Genomic DNA, 16,388 nt, shown 5'->3' with positions numbered 1-16,388 from the left:
ATCAGCTGTCCAGCAGCGAGCGCACCGCACGCACGACGTCGGCGACGGTACGCACGGCCTTGAACTCGTCCGCCTTGATGCGCTTGCCGGTCAGGGTTTGCAGTTTGACGGCCAGGTCGACGGCGTCGATGCTGTCCAGGTCGAGATCTTCATAGAGGTTGGCCTCCAGCGTGATCTGCTCTTCGGGCGTTTCGAAGGACTCGACGAGGATCTTCTTGAGCTCGTCGAAAATTGCCTCATTGCTCAGTGCCATGATGTTTTCCATTTTCATGCTTCGTTCTCGCTGCGCTGGCGCACCAGTTCGACCAAGGTGTTCACGGATTGAAAGTAGCGCTTGACGCTGGGGTCGTCACCATCGAGGCGCACCTGGTAGCGCTTGCGCAGCGCTACGCCAAGCTCCAGTGCGTCGATGGAGTCCAGGCCCAGGCCGTCGCCAAACAGCGGTGCCGCCGGATCGATGTCGTCGGCGGTCATGTCTTCGAGGTCGAGGGTGTCGATGATCAGTTGTCTGATCTCAGTGTGCAGATTGTCCACAGGCCGCAAGCTCCAGGGCGAAATGGTTTTCCAGGGCGACCGTCAGGCGGCGAACGGCGAGCGTGCCGGGCAGGTCCGGTTCGATCAGGTCGCTGACGGAAAGAGGGGATTTTACTTCGAGTCGGTACTCGAATCGACGGGGCGGGATGTCATACCACGGCCGGCCTTTCGACAGCGTGGGCGGATCGCAGCTGAGCACGACGGGCAGAATGGGTTGCTCGCAGCCCAGTGCGATGTGCGCAGCGCCACGCAAGAAGCGCATTGGCGCGCCCGGTTGGGTGCGGGTGCCTTCCGGAAAAATCACCAGTGCACCGCCTTGCTGAAGCGCGTCGACACAGGATTCGACCAGTTCTTCTGACGACTTGGCATTGCTGATGTAACCGGCCGCACGTACCACGCCGCCCAGAAAAGGGCTGTTCCACAGCGCGCCCTTGACCACGCAGTCGGAGCGCGGCATCAGCGAGATCATGACCACCACATCGATCAGGGTCGGGTGATTGGCCAGCACCAGCGCGCCGCGCGCCTCGGCGAGTGCGTCGGCATTCTTGAGGTGCAGGCGCATGATGCCGACGGTACACATGAAACCGACAAACACCCCGAAGAGTTTGTGGATCAGCCATTGGGTGCGTTCGCGACGGCGGTTGGCATCGCCCGGCAGCAAGCGGATCACCGGACAGGCGAGCAGGGTGATCATCAATCCGCCGATGCTGAACAGGCTGAAGGCCACACCGGTCATCAGCAGGCGCCAGACATAATTGAGCTTACGCATCGGCGAGCGTCCAGTGCCAGGTGCTGCGCTGGCCGGTCCAGGTGTCGCTCGGGCAGTGACCCGCGAGCACGCGCAGCAGGTTCAGCCCCATCATGTGATTGGTGGGCGCGGAAGACGTGCGTTGCGTGCTTACGTGCAGGCGGCCGGAGCAGTGGATGTCGAGCAATAGCGCCAGCGCATGTGGTGTTTCGGCGCTTTCGATATCGTGTGCGTAAATCTCGGGCACCGGGGCGTCGGCGTAGACCAGCAGAATCTGCGGCTGTTCGGCCGACAGCCGGGCAGCGGCTTCGATCAGCGCCATGCCGAGGGTTTCATCGCCGGCGGCGATGGCCGTGGCGGGTGCAGTGTCCTGACGGGCAATGGAGAACACGCCGGCCGAGGCGTTGTGTACGCTCAGACTGAAAGTGGCGGGCGAGACTTCTTCGCCGGCGGCCAGGTCATTGAGCATGGTCAGCGTGCGGGCCAGCTCGCCGTGGCGGGAGGCAAATACCATGGGGACACCGGTGCGATCACCAAGGCAGCGGTGGGCGACGTTGAGCGCCGCGCGCGCGACCGGGCCGAGTCGCCGACGCAGCATGGGGTCGACAAAGGCGATGTCGGCCGCGGGACCGGCCGGGTCAAAGGCCTCGGGGGGCGATGCGCGCCATTCTTGCCGGGTGCTTCGGCCGGGCGCCCATGCCTCCCATGTGGCCAGCGGCAACGAGAACGAATCCATGCTTCCGGGCGCGGTTAAAGGTGTCAAGGCGCGCAATTCTAGCAGGGTAGTGTTACGTGTTGTAACATCTTCTGTTCTCTCGCGTGTCATGTGTCGCACCGCGCGGCATCCGGCGCATTGCGCAAGGCCCAGCGTGTCCAGTGCGACGGGCGTGAGACGAAACCGCCGTCTTGCCATTCGTTCAGTTCTATCGTGGTCACGGCGCCCTCGGCGGTCCAGCCCGTCGTCAATGTGTCGGTCAAGGCCGTCGTGCCCGCGTCCCAGGGCGTTGCGGCGATGCTGGCCGTATGTCGTGCTTGCCAGCGGGTGTGTGCCAGCGCCGTCAGGAGCGGCGCGCCGGTGGCTTTTGCCCAGGACTCCTTGAGTACCCAGAGCTGGTGGAAGGCTGCCGAAAAATCGGACTGTTCTGCCAGCCAGCGGGTGTCATCGTCGGAAAAAAAAGCGTTCGCGAGGTCATGTCGTGATCGCGGGGCATGCGCCTGAAGGTCAAAGCCGCAGCGCAGCGTGTGGCTGATGGCGCAGCCGGCGTGGTCGCCGCTGTGACTGAGACTGAACTGCGGGGCGTCGGGCGCGTCGAGCTGTGGCCGATCTCCGAGCAGGCGGATTCGCCAGGCGGCGGGTGCTCGTGTGCCGTCTTGGCTCAGTGCCAGACGCAACAACGCCCGACCGGCGCAGAACTGTCGGCGCCGGCGGCTGGAGGTCATGGCGCGGGCGCGTTGCAGCTCGTCGGGCGCGAGCAGATCCACCCGGTCGCTCAGGGCGTCGGTCGTGCAGATAAAGATGCGCAGACGATCGGTCATCGGGGTGTTTGCAGGCGTCGGCGTGGGGGCTGGCGGAAAAGGCCTAGGGCGAACGATACCGGGTCTTGCCGGCCTTGGGCAGCGTGGTCAGCCGGGTGGTCGGTCGCGCAGCCGGGCGCGCAATGGCGGTGCGCCTTGGGGCGCTGTCATCAAATTCGGCAAGGCCCTGCGCTACTATTAATGGTTATCCAAGAATTGAACCAAGGAAACCGCCAATGGCGCGCGCGCCAATCGTCACGTTGATTTCTCAAAAAGGGGGCGCGGGGAAAACCACCGTGACCATGCAACTGGCCGCCGGCCTCGCGCGCCGCGGGCGCAAGGTGGAAATCGTCGATCTCGACATGCAGGAGTCGGCCAGCCGGTGGGCCGCTGCGGCATCCCCGGAGCATCCGTTTCCGGCGCGTATGCACCGCTTCAGTGACGACCCGCGTGAGCTTCCGGACAAACTGGCCAAGTGGCGCAAGCGGGCGGATGTGGTGCTGCTCGACTGCCCGCCCTCCATCGACCATCCGCGTACGCTGGCCGCGTTGAACCACACCGACCTGGCGATTATCCCGGTGGTGCCGAGCCCCACCGACCTGTGGTCGACGCGGGCGGTCGAGCGCCTGATCGTCGGTCTTCAGGCCACGCATCCGGGTCTGCAGGGTGTGCTGGTGCCCAATCGGGTGACCCGCACTTCGCTGGCGGCGGACGTGATGGAGGTGATGCGCGAGTTCGACCTGCCGGTGCTGTCCACCATTCTCAACCAGCGCAATGCCTATGCGCAGAGCGCGGCGGTCGGCGGTTCGGTGTTCGACCTGGGCAGTGCGGCTCAGCCGGCACAGCTTGAGGTCTTGCGACTGGTCAGCGCGGTGGTGAGGCGTTTGGGAGGGGGTGAATGATTGTTCGTAAGCAAATCAAGGCGTCGCTGCGGGCCAGTATTGACGATGAAGACGCGGCGCTCAAGAAACGCCTGCCGACTCGCAGCGAGAGGCGTCGCGCCTCGGTCAAGCTGACCACCAAGGCCGTGAATCGAATGTCGCCACCGGTCAAGCCGACGGTGGTGGTGCCGGCCAAACCGGCCGAGGTCGTCCTGTCGGTCGATGAGGCTGCGCAACTCAAGAAAATGCGCGATCACCTGCGCGAACTGGCGCCCTCGGTGAGCCGAAACGACTTGATGCGGGTGGCGGTTGCGTTGTTGCTGGCCGTCGGGCCGGACGAGGTGAATGCGCAGCTGGACGGGTTGCCCCGGTTTCCGAAAAAAATCAAATAGCGGAAGGCGCGCGAGGGCGGTGCAGGGCCGGTGATTCCGGGTGAGGTGGCGTGTGCTGGTCTCCCCGACAGGAATCGAACCTGTATCTAGCGCTTAGGAGGCGCTCGTTCTATCCATTGAACCACGGAGAGAGACCGGGCCCCGCGATGGGTGGGGGCGGGGCGCAGTTTACCGCGAATTCAGGCTTTTTCGAAGCGTGAGGCTGCGGGGCGGTAAAATGCGCGTTTTGCCTAGTTGCTGGATGCCTCATGCCCCTGATTTCCGTAGATCGTGCCTGCCTTGCCTTTGGCCACGTCGCCCTGCTCGACAAGGCCAGTTTTCAGCTCGATGCGGGTGAGCGGGTCGCGCTGATCGGTCGCAATGGCTCGGGCAAGTCCAGCTTGCTGCGGGCCATGGTCGGGCAGTCGCCGCTGGATGACGGCGAGGTCTGGCGTGCGCCCGGTATTCGCATCGCGTATGTGTCGCAGGAGGCGGATTTCGACCTCGGGCGTTCGGTGTTCGATGTGGTGGCCGAAGGCCTGGGCGATGTGGCGGCGGTGCTCAAGGCGTATCACGCGGCACTTCATCATATTGCCGAGGATGCTTCGGAGGCCGCGCTGGCGGAACTGGAACGTACGCAGCATGCGGTGGACACGGCCGATGCGTGGCGCATGAATCAGCGGGTTGAGGCGATGCTGGGCCGGCTGGCGCTGGATGGTGATCTGATTGTCAGCACCTTGTCGGGCGGCGGCATCAAGCGGGTGGCACTGGCGCGGGCGATTGTCGGCGATCCGGAACTGTTGTTGCTCGACGAGCCGACCAACCATCTCGACCTCGATGGCATCCTGTGGCTGGAGGAGTTGATCAAGAGCTTTTCGGGTGCGGTGGTGCTGATTACCCACGACCGGGTGTTCATGGATAACGTGTCGACCCGGATCGTTGAGCTCGATCGCGGCAACCTTGCCAGTTTCGACGGGCGTTTTGCTGATTACCAGGTGAAGAAGGCCGAGCAACTCGAATCCGAAGCCAAGGCCAGTGCGCGCTTCGACAAGCTGCTGGCCCAGGAAGAGGTGTGGATTCGCAAGGGCGTTGAGGCGCGGCGGACCCGCAACGAAGGCCGGGTGCGTCGGCTGGAGGCTTTGCGTCGTGAGCGCGCGGCCCGCCGAGAGCGCCAGGGTAATGTGACGCTGGCGCTGGACCGGGGCGACAAGTCCGGCCAGATGGTGGCGGAGCTCGAAAACGTCAGCAAAGGCTATGGCGGTGCGCCGCTGGTGCGTGATTTCTCGACCCGCATCATGCGCGGCGATCGGATCGGCTTTATTGGCCCCAACGGCGCGGGCAAGACCACCCTGCTCAAACTGATTCTGGGTGAGCTAGAGCCGGACAGCGGCACGGTCCGCCGCGGCACCCGTCAGCAGGTGGCCTATTTTGACCAGTTGCGCGCGCAGCTCGACCCCGAGGCGCCACTGACCGAGGTGATCAGCCCGGGCTCGGACTATGTCGAGATCGGCGGTGAGCGCAAGCATGTGATCGGGTATCTGGAAGACTTTCTGTTCGCGCCGCAGCGGGCGCGCTCGCCGGTCAAGTCGCTGTCCGGTGGCGAGCGCAACCGCTTGCTGCTGGCGCGCTTGTTTGCTCAGCCGGCCAACGTGCTGGTGCTCGATGAGCCGACAAATGACCTCGATATCGAAACCCTGGATTTGCTCGAGGCCTTGCTGGCCGACTATGCCGGCACGCTGTTCCTGGTCAGCCATGACCGGGCCTTCCTCGACAACACGGTGACGCAGGTGATTGCCTCCGAGGGCAACGGTGAGTGGAAGGAGTATGTGGGCGGCTATGCCGATTGGCAGCGTCTGCGTAAGCAGCCGGCGGCGCCGGTGGCCGAAAAGAAGGCGGTCGCGACCAAGGACAAGCCCAAGGCCGTACCCGCCAAGAAGCTGTCGTTCAAGGATCAGCGCGAGCTCGATGGCTTGCCGGATCGCATCAGTGCGCTGGAGACGGAGGAGGCGAGCCTGCATGCCCGCCTGGCCGACCCCAATCTGTATCAGAGCACGCCGGAGCTGGCGGTCGAGCTGAACGCGCGGCTTGAGGCGGTGGGCGAGGAAATGCTGGCGGCGATGGCGCGCTGGGAAGAATTGGAGCAGCAGGCGGGCGGTTGAATCGCTCAGATGGCGAGCAGGCGGACCAGCAGCCCGGCACTGACCAGCAGCACGACGAGAAAGCCCCAGCCCCATAACTGATAGCGGCGGCCAAGCTGTGACGGATCGAGGTCCGAGATCAGATACAGCCGCCGCCCTTCGGGCTTGCGAACGATATGCGCTTCGGCCGCGGCGTGGAGTTCGGCCTGCTGGCGGCTCACTTCACGCTTGGCTTCGGCGCGCGCCAGCTCCCATTCCTGCAAATCGACCTGGCCGTCGCCGTCGAGGTCGAAGCGTTCGAGCTGGCGTGGGTGATCGGCCTTCCACTCGGCAAGCAGCTCGCGCACCTGGCGAGCCGTGTCATGCGCGGGGTCGATGCTGCCCAGGGTGGTGAAGTCGCCAATCACGTAGATTGGGTCTTGTTTGATCAGGCACCACTGGGTGTAGCGGCGGTCGTCGCGTATCACCACATCCTTGCGGGTGATCAGCAACTCTGCGCCTTCGGGGTCGACGGCGCACTGGCCGCTGCCGTCGTCGAGCAAAAAGGAGGCGTCGCTCTCGTCGTCCGAAAAACGCCGCCAGCTGTCGCCGTCTTTTTCATCCACGACCAGCCGATACCACAGTACGGGCAGGCCGTTGAGCGGGGAGTACAGCGGCGCGCCATCGAGTGGCATGCCCTGACCAAATAGCTCGGTATAGCCTTGGGCGGCGGAGGCGATGCGCGAGGTGGGTGTGTCGAGAATCAGCCGGCTGTGGTGGATGGAGCGTAGCCAGCCGAACAGTGCGGCGGCCAATACCAGCACCAAGGCCACCATGCGAAAGCTGCCGTCGGCTTGAAAGCCGGCAAAGCCGAGCGCGGCGATGCCGGACGCGACTGCCGCGCCGGTGCGATCCGGTCGCAGTGAAACGAGCATGATCTTGCCGGGCGGCGCTTAGGCGCTGAACAGCGCTTTGAGGTCGACGTCGGCCTTTTCGGCGGTGGAGAACTCGAGCAGGGGCTGCTCGGTGAAGCCGGTGAGGCGGGCGATGATCAGGTCGGGGAATTGCTCGATGCGGATGTTGTGCACATTGGTGCTTTCGTTGAACCACTCGCGGCGATCGGCAATGCCGTTTTCGAGCGCGGTGATGCGTGTTTGCAGCTGCATGAAGTGCTCGTTGGCCTTCAGTTCCGGATAGGCCTCGGCCACCGCGAAGAGTTGCCCCAGACCGAAGCGCAACATGCCTTCGGCTTGACCGAGTGCGGGTACGTCGTGATTGGCACGCGCGTCGGAGACGCGGGAGCGGGCTTCGATCACGCGGGTGAGTGTGCTTTCTTCGAATTGCTTGTACTGGCGGCAGACTTCGACCAGCTTGGGCAGTTCGTCATGACGCTGCTTGAGCATCACGTCGATATTGGCCCAAGCCTTGGCGATGTTGTGCTTGAGCCGCACCAGGTTGTTGTAGACGACGATGCCATACAGCAAGGCAATGGCAATTACACCGAGCAGGACAAGGGCGGACACGGACATCAAGGGTTTCCTTCAAAAACGGGCCGGCGAGCCGGCAGATCGTGGGTATCTTAACCGCTGGCGACGACGGCCGGCCGGCGGGGCTGCCGAGGGGTCAGTCCGGGGTGGCGGGCGGTTCGGCGTCGGCCTCGGATGCATCCTCTGGTGCAGGCATCAGACGTATCGCGTCTTCCTCGGGAATGGCCAGTCGCCGGATGAGTTGCTCGCGGTTGAGTTTGAGCAGCGATTGGATCGCGGTCAGGTCGTCGGGAATCGCTGCGTTGCCCCAGCCCTTGGCGTTGTGACGGGCCAGGTCGTTGGCCAGCGCCACGGTTCGCACGCGTGGGTTGTCGGCGCGCGATTCGTCCATCAGGTGAATGAGTAGTTCGGGAAGCTGCCATTTTTTTGCCAGGGCGAGCTGGATTTCGTTGGCGGCAAAGCCGAACACCTCGCGCTGTACGGCCGCGCTGCGCAGGCTGGCGTCAGCGCGCTGCAAGGCGTGTACCTTGGCAGTCAGCGTCGGAGCAAAAACCCAGCACAGGATGTCTGTGGTGTCGTGCAGTAAGGCAGCAATGGTAATTTCTTCAACGTCCAGATCGTGCCGGATGATTGCCCACTCGCGTGCGTAGTGGGCGGCGCGACGGGCGCGTCCAATGACACCCAGCACGCCAATGAGCGCCGCGGGGGTGTCGGCGAGTGCGTCTTCGATGGTGGGCAGGTCGTCGAACTGGCGAAAGAAGGGCGTAATGCCGATCATCATCACCGCGCGATCGATTGTGGTGATGGCGTGATTTTGTGCTTGCCGCCGGTGGATCTCGAGATGGCTGAGTACGCGTAGCGTCATCAGGGGGTCGCCCAGAATGACCTGTGTGATCTGCTTTCCGTTAACGTTTCCTTCCTGTTCGCGCATTGCAGCCAGATCGCGCGCGGTGCGGCGAAGGATGGGAAGCGCCCCTTGTGAGAACAGGGCAACATAGTCGTCGAGGGAGGGTAGAGCCTCGTTCAGTCGGTTCATGATGATCTCATTTTTCCGGGTCTTCGATATCTACGGCGCGCAGTGCGGCTGACTTGAGCTTTGAGGCGGGGCGGTGCAGACGGCGCGAGTGAATTCGTTATAATCTCTCGGGATGAGCGCTTGCGCTTCGCGCGCGCCGAGACGGAGAAGCATGTGAAAGGGTCTTTCAAGGCGTTTCTGATCGAGCAGGCTGAGGACAAAACCATACGCGCGGGGATGCAGTCCCTGAGCTCCGACGACCTGGATGCCGGCGAGGTGCTGATCCGGGTGCATTACTCGAGCATCAATTACAAGGATGCCTTGGCCGCCACGGGCAAGGGCAAGATTATTCGCCGCTTTCCGTGTGTGGGCGGCATCGACTTGTCGGGCGAGGTGGTCGAGAGTACGGATCCGCGCTTTTCGGCCGGGGATCCGGTGATTGCGACCAGCTTTGATATTGGTGTTGCCCACCATGGTGGATTTGCCGAGTACGCGCGCATTCCCGCCAAATGGGTGGTGGCGCTGCCCGAGGGCTTGAGTCTGTTCGAGGCGATGGCCTTGGGGACGGCGGGTTTCACCGCGGCGCTGGGGGTGCAGCGCATGGAAGACAACGGCTTGCGGCCGGAAAATGGCCCGGTCGTGGTGTCCGGCGCAACCGGTGGCGTGGGCAGCCTGGCGATCGATATTCTGGCGGCCGCCGGTTATTCCGTTACGGCGCTGACCGGCAAGGCCTCCGAAGAAGACTATCTGCGCTCGCTGGGTGCCAGCGATATCGTGCTGCGCGAGTCGATCGATTTCGACAAGGTTCGCGCGCTCGAAGGCGCGCGCTGGGCCGGCGCGGTGGACAACACTGGCGGCAAGATCCTGCATTGGATGCTGGCGACGATGCAGCAGGCCGGCACGGTGGCCAGCATTGGTAATGCGGCGGGTTTTGATCTCGATACCAGCGTGTTCCCGTTCATCCTGCGCGGCGTGAGTCTGCTCGGCGTGGATTCGGGCTACATCGGCTTCCCAGCGCGTCAGCAAATATGGGACCGGCTGGCCACCAATTTGCGGCCGCGTCACCTCGAAGCGGTTACTCAAACTATCGATTTTGATGCGTTGCCGACCGCTTTTGATGATTTCATCGCGGGGCGCATTCGGGGCCGTACCGTCGTTAGGATTGGCGCGTGAGCGGTTTGTGGAGGAGCCCTTTGTGAGCGACGAGACCATTTCGCTGCCGCGTGTGTTGATCGTCGATGACTCGCGCATGGTGCGCGCCTCGATCAGCCGCAATATTCGTGAGCGCTTTGACGTGCGCGAAGAAGCCGACGGCGAGGCTGGCTGGGAAGCGCTGCTGATCGATCCGTCGATCCAGGTGGTGATCTCCGATCTGGGCATGCCGCGCCTCGACGGCTATGGCCTGTTGGAGCGGATTCGCTCGTCCAAGCTGTCGCGCATTCATGAACTGCCGGTGATCATCATCTCCGGCGAAGAGGATGATGTGGCCCGCGTCAAGGCGCGCGAAATGGGCGCGACCGATTTCATCACCAAGGGCACGGGCACGGTCGAGCTACTCAGCCGCCTCGAAGCCCTGACTCGCCTGGCCCGCGCCACGCGCGAGCTCGAAGCCAGCCGCGAGGCGCTGGCCAGCCATAGTCCGGTCGACCCTGAGTCTGGCCTGGTTACGCAAGCTTATTTGAACTGGCACGGCAATCAGGAACTTGCTCTGGCGCGGCGGCGCAATGGGGACCTGGCCGCGATGGTGATCGTCATCGATCACTTCGACAAAATGGTAGCCGACTACGGTGTTCATATCACCGAGCTGATCAATCGCAAGCTGTCGAAAATTCTGTCGTCCAAGGTGCGCAAGGAAGACACCGTGGCGCAGATGGCGCAAGGGCAGTTTGCCGTGCTGTGCCCCAGCACCGATCTCGATGGCTGCTCGGCCTTCGCGCTGCGGCTGCAACGGGCCATCGACAAGCTGGTCATGACCTACCGCGACACGCGCATCCGCATGAGCGTTACCGTTGGCATCGCCGCAGGGGCGGGGGCCAGTGAAGCGACAACACTCAGCCATCTGATCGGCTTGTCCGTCCAGCGTGCGCAAACCGGCGTCAATGCCGGTGGCAGCAAGGTGATTGCCGAAAGTGGCGAGATTACGCCGGGGGAGCTCAGTCGCTTTGTGCGCCTGCCGGTCAGCATCGATCATGTGCTGATGCAGATCCGCTCTGGCGCGACTGGCGAAGTGCTGTTGCGTCTGCCGGATGTCGCGGCAACGCTGATGCCGCTGCTCGACTTGATAGAATCCGAATTTCATTGCGGGTTGCCGCTGGACGCGATGCGTCAATTGCGTCGTCGGCCGCCCGGCGAAGAAGATCCCCTTGAGGGAACAACAACAAAGCTATGAAATTAGCTGGCAGGAGCAACACCGTAGTATTGACGTAGTACGTCACTCACAATCGAAGGGAATAATAGGGAGAGGATTGTTGTCATGACGACATTTAAAGAGTTTCACCGCCGTTCCATTGAAGACCGGGATGGCTTCTGGAATGAGCAAGCGCAACTGATTGACTGGCACAAGGCACCGGAACAGATTTGCGACTATTCGCGTCCGCCTTTCGTCAAGTGGTTCAAGGGGGGCGAGACCAACCTGTGCTACAACGCGGTCGATCGCCATGCCGCCAAACGGCCGAACGACAAGGCGCTGGTCTACATCTCGACCGAGACCAACGAAGAAGTGGTCTACAGCTTTGCCGAGTTGCAGCGTGAAGTCGAGCGTATGGCCGCGATCTACCAGGATCTGGGCGTCAAGAAAGGCGATCGCGTCCTGATCTACATGCCGATGATTGCCGAAGCGGCTTTTGCCATGCTGGCCTGCGCTCGTATTGGCGCGATTCACTCGGTGGTGTTCGGTGGCTTTGCGGCGGGTTCGCTCGCAACGCGTATCGACGATGCCAAACCGGTGCTGATGGTCAGCTCCGATGCAGGCATGCGCAACGGCAAGGCCGTGCCTTACAAGCACCTGGTCGATGAGGCCTGCAAGCTGGCGGAATTCCCGCCGGCCAAAGTGCTGCTCATCGACCGTGGCCTCGACAAGGGTTTCCCGAAAGTTGCGGGCCGCGACGAAGATTACGCCAGCCTGCGCGCCAAGCACATGGACGCGCAAGTGCCGGTGGTCTGGGTTGAGTCCTCCGACCCCAGCTACATCCTGTACACCTCGGGCACCACGGGCAAGCCGAAGGGCGTCCAGCGTGACACGGGTGGCTACGCGGTCGCATTGGCCGCATCGATGAAGCACATCTTTACCGGCGAAGCCGGCGAAAGCATGTTTGCCACCTCGGACATCGGCTGGGTGGTCGGCCACTCCTACATCATCTACGGACCGCTGCTCGCCGGCATGGCCACGATCATGTACGAAGGCACGCCGCTGCGTCCTGATGCCGGCATCTGGTGGCAGATCGTCGAGAAGTACAAGGTCAGCGTGATGTTCTCGGCGCCGACCGCGGTCCGCGTGCTCAAAAAGCAGGATCCGGCCTTCCTCAAGAAGCACGATCTGTCTTCGCTCAAGGCGCTGTTCCTGGCCGGCGAGCCGCTCGACGAGACCTCGCACGAGTGGATCATGAGCGAACTGGGTATTCCGGTCATAGACAATTACTGGCAGACCGAAACAGGCTGGCCGATTCTTGCCGTGTGCCGTGGCGTGGAAGACAGTCCGATCAAGCTCGGTTCGCCCGCCTTCCCGGTGTACGGATACGACCTGCGCCTGTTCCGCGAGGACGGTAGCGAATGCGAAGCCAATGAAAAAGGCATCGTCGGTATCGTTCCGCCGCTGCCGCCGGGCTGCCTGTCCACGGTGTGGGGGCAGGACGACCGTTTCGTGTCGACCTATTTCAGCACCTTCAGCGATCCGGTCATCTACTCTTCGTCCGACTGGGGCATCCGTGACGACAAGGGCTACTACACGATCCTCGGCCGCATGGACGACGTGATCAACGTGGCCGGTCACCGTCTGGGGACCCGCGAGATTGAAGAAGCCGTTCAGACGCACCCGGCTATCGCCGAAGTGGCGGTGGTGGGCGTGGCCGATCAACTCAAGGGGCAGATGCCGATGGCGTTTGCCGTGGTGAAGGACGCTTCGACGGTCGATACCGCCGAGAAGCGCGCTGCGCTCGAGAAAGAAGTCATGAAGCGGGTCGATGCCTCGCTGGGCGCCATCGCGCGTCCGGGACGGGTGCTCTTCATCAGCGGTCTGCCCAAAACGCGTTCGGGCAAGCTGCTGCGTCGCTCGATCCAGGCGCTGGCCGAAGGTCGCGATCCGGGTGACCTGACCACGATGGAAGACCCGGCTTCTCTGGAGCAGATTCAGGCTGCTTTGAAAGCCTAAGTGTTTGATGTTGAATTGAAAAAGCCCGCGAAAGCGGGCTTTTTCTTATTGCTCGCCAGTGCTAGCGCGGTGGCGCGCTGGCATCGATCTGCGCCTGAATGACGCGCCAGATCGGTTTGACCATGAAGCGCAGGCCTTTGATGATGCCTTGCACGTCCATCATCGAGGGCACCCGGGTGCCGCGGTGCTCGACCGGACCGCCGATCTGCTTGATCTCGACCCCAAGCTTGGAGAAATGGGAGGCCAGGCGAGGCTCGGTGAGAACAAAGAGGGTGTCGATGTTGTTGCGGGCGGCCAAGGCGACGGAGCCCAGATACAGCCCGATGGGGATGTACGGGAAGCGGGGCTGGCGGCCGGCGAGTTCATAGTCGTCGTCGTCCAGAGCGACGGCAACATGCTGCTCACCTTTGCGTCGCCGGTAGGTTGAGCGCACAGCCAGTCGCGACACCTCGGCGATACGACTGCGGTCGAGCGTCATCGGATCAATGAGTTTGCGGTCGATGGTGTGTGCGCAGGTGTTTTCGAAGGGGAGCGGTTCGTGCAGCGCGCTGGGCGGTGGCATTACCAGGCGTATGCAACCGACCGACGGGTGGGGTGGTTGTGAGCCGCGCAACAGGCAGTGCAGGCTGTTGCTGTCGTAGGCGTCGGTTTCGCGGCGGTCCGGTCGCTCGGGCTCGAATTTGAGCTCTTCGCAGTAGACCTCGTGGCGGACACGAAAGATCTCGTCGCGCACGGCATCAGTGGCCGCGGCTTCGATCTGGAAGTACTTGCTGAAGCCAACACCGAGATTGAAGCGATCGAACAGTGACATGGTGACTCCTTGATATTCCGTTCGCGCTCAAACGCCCTGGCGGAGTGCGTCGACGATCTGGGTCGACGCGACTCGGCGGGCGGGGAAGATGGCTGCCAGAACGGTAGCAACCAGACCGATCACAAAGGCCACGGCGATGGTCGATGGCACGATGCGGATGAAGGCAACATAGCCCAGGTTGGCGTTGGGCGGCGGTGGCATCGGGATGCCAATGGCCGAGACGGCCAGTGCAACACCGATGCCGACAAGCACGCCCAGGCCGGCGCCGATCAGCCCGAGAATCGTACTTTCAACCAGCAGCAAGCGGAAAATGGCCGGCGGCCGGCTCCCGAGCGCGAGCATGGTGCCGAATTCGCTCTGGCGCTCAAACACGCTCATGTTGACGCTATTGACCACCGAGAGCAGCACCATGGCCAGAATGATGAGTTGAAGAATGCCGAACTGACGGTCGTAGAGCTGAACGGTTTTGTCGTAAAAGTCGGACAGCTGTCGCCAGTTGCGGATGTCGAGCTCGTCGGGGAGCGCCGCCTGGAGACGCTGGTGGGCGGGTGAGGTATCTTCGGTGCGGTGCAGGGAGACCACCAGCAGGTTGGCGCCCTCGGTCAGCATGAGTTGTTGGGCGGCTTGCAGCGGGATGCGCACCGTGCGCGCATCAAAGTCTTTGGAGAAGCTCTGGAAGACACCGATCACGTTCATGTCGATCGTATTCAACGCGCCGCCTGAGGTGTTCATCACCAGGGTGACATGGTCGCCAGGCGCGATGCCGAGCGCTTGGGCAACGCCCTGGCCGACGGTCATGCCAAAGGTGTCTTCGTCTTCAAGCTGGCGGCCTGCGGTGATCGACAGATAGCTGCCGAGTTGTGCTTCCTTGCGTGGCTCGATGCCCTCGCCAACGATGGCCAAATCCCGTTTTCCGTTGTTGAGCAGGCCGGAAAAACTCAGTCGGGCGGTGACACCGCTGACCTCGGGGGTTTGCTCCAGTTGTGCCGCAACGCGGGCGGGGTCGGTAATCAGGAAGCGCTCGGGGTGTCGGGTGCCTTGCTCAAGGTAACCGCGTTTGAAGACCTGGAAATGCCCGGTCTGCGAGTGAATGATGGCCTCACCGAGTTGGACAAAGATGTCCGCCACGAAGCCGCCGGAGACGATCAGTCCAGCGACACCGAAAACAATGGCCATCAGCGTCATGCCGGTGCGCACTTTCTGGCGAAGCACATTGCGAAGGGCGAGTTTGATCAGCATGGCGGTCAGCGCTGGTGACGCAGGGCGTCGACAATGATCATTCGGGAAGCCTTCCAGGCCGGGAAAACGCTGGCCAGCAAGGTGGTGGTGATGGCAAGCACCAGCGCGTCGAAAGCCAGGGCCGGAGTGATGGCAATCTGCCCTGTGAAGCCGTGTGCCATGCCCGGTGGGGGCGGCATGGGAATGCCGATGCTCGAAATGATCTGGCCCAGTAGCAGGCCGACCACAATGCCGCCCACGCCGCCAACCACGCCGATCAGAAGCCCTTCAGAGATGAACTGCTGCAGGATGCCCTGGCGTTTCACCCCGATGGCCATGGCGGTGCCGATTTCACTGGTGCGCTCTAGCACGGACATGGTCAAGGTGTTGGAAATGCTCAACACCACAATCAGTGCGATCAGCAGGCGCACGACGCCCACCTGTCGGGTGAACAACTCGACGGTCTTGTTGTAGAAATCGGCCAGATCGCTCCACGGTACGACGTCGAAGGCTGTTGGATCGAGCGAGGCGCGTAATTGTTGAACCGTCGTGTCGGTTTGTGCGGTGTCGTCAAGGAGTATGACCCACGAGGTCGAGCCATTCACGCGCATCAGGCTGCGCGCGATGCTGATCGGTGCGCGCAGGACGACGTCGTCGTAAGCCTTGGTAATGGTGGCAAAGATGCCGGCCACCTGACACTCGACCGCATTGACACCGCCGCCCGCGGTCGTGCCAAGCAGGACGATCATGTCGCCGGGTTCGGCGCCGATGCTGGCGGCCAATCCCTCGCCGAGCAGGACGGAATTTTCGGGGTTTTCGGTGAGATCCTTGCCGCGTAAAACGGTGATGGCGCGGCTGATCGGTGCCTCAAGGTCGGGCGCAATACCTTCGCCGATAAATGACACCGTCGCGTCGCCCTTGCTGAGCAGACCGCCAAAGGTGAGTCGCGGCGCGAGGGTTTTGATGGCTTGTGTTTCTGCGGTCTGGGCGGTGTTGATTGGCGCTTCGTCGATCAGGTAGCGATACGGATCGGACTGGCCGCCAGACAGGAAGCCCGGGCGAACAAGCTGAATATGGCCCAGTTGCGAATGGATTGTCGACTCACGCATGTCGATGAAGATCCACTGGATGAACCCGCCCGCGAGCAGGAACGCCACCACACCACCGCCCACGGTGCCGAGCGCAAACAAGGACCGCCGCCGATGACGCAAGAGATTTCTTGCGGCCAGCGTAATGTCTTGCTTCAGGCGTTGGAGAGCGTTGCGCCACATGGCAGTTTCATGTCGAGGAGGAGTTGCCTATGATAACGGTTCGATTCGCGGAAG

The 16,388-nt window shown here is 62.7% G+C and carries 17 protein-coding genes and 1 tRNA gene; 6 read left to right on the top strand and 12 right to left on the bottom strand.

The features are described from left to right. Position 1: 1 nt before the first annotated feature. The 5 genes from FHP91_RS11645 to FHP91_RS11625 all read right to left on the bottom strand — a co-directional run bounded on the left by FHP91_RS11645 (position 2) and on the right by FHP91_RS11625 (position 2,818). Positions 2-253 carry an acyl carrier protein gene (locus tag FHP91_RS11645; RefSeq protein WP_222105177.1) on the bottom strand — a complete coding sequence of 84 codons (252 nt, stop codon included), beginning with the start codon at positions 251-253 and terminating at the stop codon, positions 2-4. A gap of 14 nt (positions 254-267) precedes the next feature. Continuing rightward, on the bottom strand, positions 268-534 hold the full coding sequence (locus FHP91_RS11640; RefSeq protein WP_144177885.1) for a phosphopantetheine-binding protein: 267 nt from the start codon (positions 532-534) through the stop codon (positions 268-270). Next, positions 515-1,303, bottom strand: coding sequence for a lysophospholipid acyltransferase family protein (locus tag FHP91_RS11635; protein ID WP_144309765.1), 789 nt, complete (start codon positions 1,301-1,303; stop codon positions 515-517). Before FHP91_RS11635 ends, FHP91_RS11640 begins: the two co-directional genes overlap by 20 nt. After that, on the bottom strand, positions 1,296-2,018 hold the full coding sequence (locus FHP91_RS11630; RefSeq protein ID WP_186301524.1) for a beta-ketoacyl synthase chain length factor: 723 nt from the start codon (positions 2,016-2,018) through the stop codon (positions 1,296-1,298). Before FHP91_RS11630 ends, FHP91_RS11635 begins: the two co-directional genes overlap by 8 nt. Before the next feature lie 86 nt (positions 2,019-2,104). Further along, a complete protein-coding gene (locus tag FHP91_RS11625; protein WP_144309763.1) occupies positions 2,105-2,818 on the bottom strand; it encodes a 4'-phosphopantetheinyl transferase family protein in 714 nt (237 codons plus the stop codon). A gap of 281 nt (positions 2,819-3,099) precedes the next feature. Here FHP91_RS11625 and FHP91_RS11620 point away from each other — a divergent pair, with 281 nt between their 5' ends. Together FHP91_RS11620 and FHP91_RS11615 are read left to right on the top strand one after the other, a co-directional pair. Then, positions 3,100-3,699 (top strand): chromosome partitioning protein ParA, encoded by a 600-nt coding sequence (locus FHP91_RS11620; RefSeq protein ID WP_391527567.1) that lies wholly within the window; start codon positions 3,100-3,102, stop codon positions 3,697-3,699. Next, positions 3,696-4,070, top strand: a complete 375-nt coding sequence (locus FHP91_RS11615; protein ID WP_144309761.1) for a hypothetical protein — start codon at positions 3,696-3,698, stop codon at positions 4,068-4,070. The genes FHP91_RS11620 and FHP91_RS11615 overlap by 4 nt, the downstream gene beginning before the upstream one ends. Before the next feature lie 56 nt (positions 4,071-4,126). Here the strand turns inward: FHP91_RS11615 and FHP91_RS11610 are convergent. Continuing rightward, positions 4,127-4,201: transfer RNA gene (locus FHP91_RS11610), tRNA-Arg, on the bottom strand. Positions 4,202-4,318: 117 nt separating this feature from the next. Here FHP91_RS11610 and FHP91_RS11605 point away from each other — a divergent pair. Next, a complete protein-coding gene (locus tag FHP91_RS11605) occupies positions 4,319-6,208 on the top strand; it encodes an ATP-binding cassette domain-containing protein (RefSeq protein ID WP_144309760.1) in 1,890 nt (629 codons plus the stop codon). Positions 6,209-6,213: 5 nt separating this feature from the next. Here the strand turns inward: FHP91_RS11605 and FHP91_RS11600 are convergent, their stop codons facing one another. The 3 genes from FHP91_RS11600 to FHP91_RS11590 form a co-directional block, all read right to left on the bottom strand. Beyond that, positions 6,214-7,101, bottom strand: a complete 888-nt coding sequence (locus tag FHP91_RS11600; RefSeq protein ID WP_144309759.1) for a hypothetical protein — start codon at positions 7,099-7,101, stop codon at positions 6,214-6,216. An 18-nt stretch (positions 7,102-7,119) separates the two neighbouring features. After that, positions 7,120-7,695: a LemA family protein gene (locus FHP91_RS11595; RefSeq protein WP_144309758.1), complete on the bottom strand. Its 576-nt coding sequence runs from the start codon at positions 7,693-7,695 to the stop codon at positions 7,120-7,122. A gap of 94 nt (positions 7,696-7,789) precedes the next feature. After that, entirely contained in the window at positions 7,790-8,689 is a 900-nt protein-coding gene (locus tag FHP91_RS11590) for an HDOD domain-containing protein (RefSeq protein WP_144309757.1), read from the bottom strand. A gap of 153 nt (positions 8,690-8,842) precedes the next feature. Here FHP91_RS11590 and FHP91_RS11585 point away from each other — a divergent pair, with 153 nt between their 5' ends. The 3 genes from FHP91_RS11585 (at position 8,843) to FHP91_RS11575 (ending at position 13,034) form a co-directional block, all read left to right on the top strand. Beyond that, positions 8,843-9,841 carry an oxidoreductase gene (locus FHP91_RS11585; RefSeq protein WP_144309756.1) on the top strand — a complete coding sequence of 333 codons (999 nt, stop codon included), beginning with the start codon at positions 8,843-8,845 and terminating at the stop codon, positions 9,839-9,841. A gap of 22 nt (positions 9,842-9,863) precedes the next feature. Continuing rightward, positions 9,864-11,057: a response regulator gene (locus FHP91_RS11580; protein ID WP_246116286.1), complete on the top strand. Its 1,194-nt coding sequence runs from the start codon at positions 9,864-9,866 to the stop codon at positions 11,055-11,057. An 84-nt stretch (positions 11,058-11,141) separates the two neighbouring features. Beyond that, entirely contained in the window at positions 11,142-13,034 is a 1,893-nt protein-coding gene (locus FHP91_RS11575; protein ID WP_144309754.1) for a propionate--CoA ligase, read from the top strand. A 61-nt stretch (positions 13,035-13,095) separates the two neighbouring features. Here FHP91_RS11575 and FHP91_RS11570 read toward each other — a convergent pair whose 3' ends face one another. From FHP91_RS11570 to FHP91_RS11560, 3 genes are read right to left on the bottom strand one after another with little or no spacing between them, the layout of a single operon-like run. Then, complete coding sequence (locus FHP91_RS11570; protein WP_144309753.1) at positions 13,096-13,845, bottom strand: PEP-CTERM/exosortase system-associated acyltransferase; 750 nt, start codon at positions 13,843-13,845, stop codon at positions 13,096-13,098. Between the two features lie 27 nt (positions 13,846-13,872). Then, positions 13,873-15,084: an ABC transporter permease gene (locus FHP91_RS11565; RefSeq protein WP_144309752.1), complete on the bottom strand. Its 1,212-nt coding sequence runs from the start codon at positions 15,082-15,084 to the stop codon at positions 13,873-13,875. A 5-nt stretch (positions 15,085-15,089) separates the two neighbouring features. Then, entirely contained in the window at positions 15,090-16,334 is a 1,245-nt protein-coding gene (locus tag FHP91_RS11560) for an ABC transporter permease (protein WP_144309751.1), read from the bottom strand. Positions 16,335-16,388 lie beyond the last annotated feature (54 nt).

This window comes from Denitromonas halophila, assembly GCF_007625155.1.
Taxonomy (GTDB): domain Bacteria; phylum Pseudomonadota; class Gammaproteobacteria; order Burkholderiales; family Rhodocyclaceae; genus Nitrogeniibacter; species Nitrogeniibacter halophilus.
The sequence above is the reverse complement of the archived record's forward strand: the minus strand, read 5'-3'. Positions and strand labels throughout refer to the sequence as shown.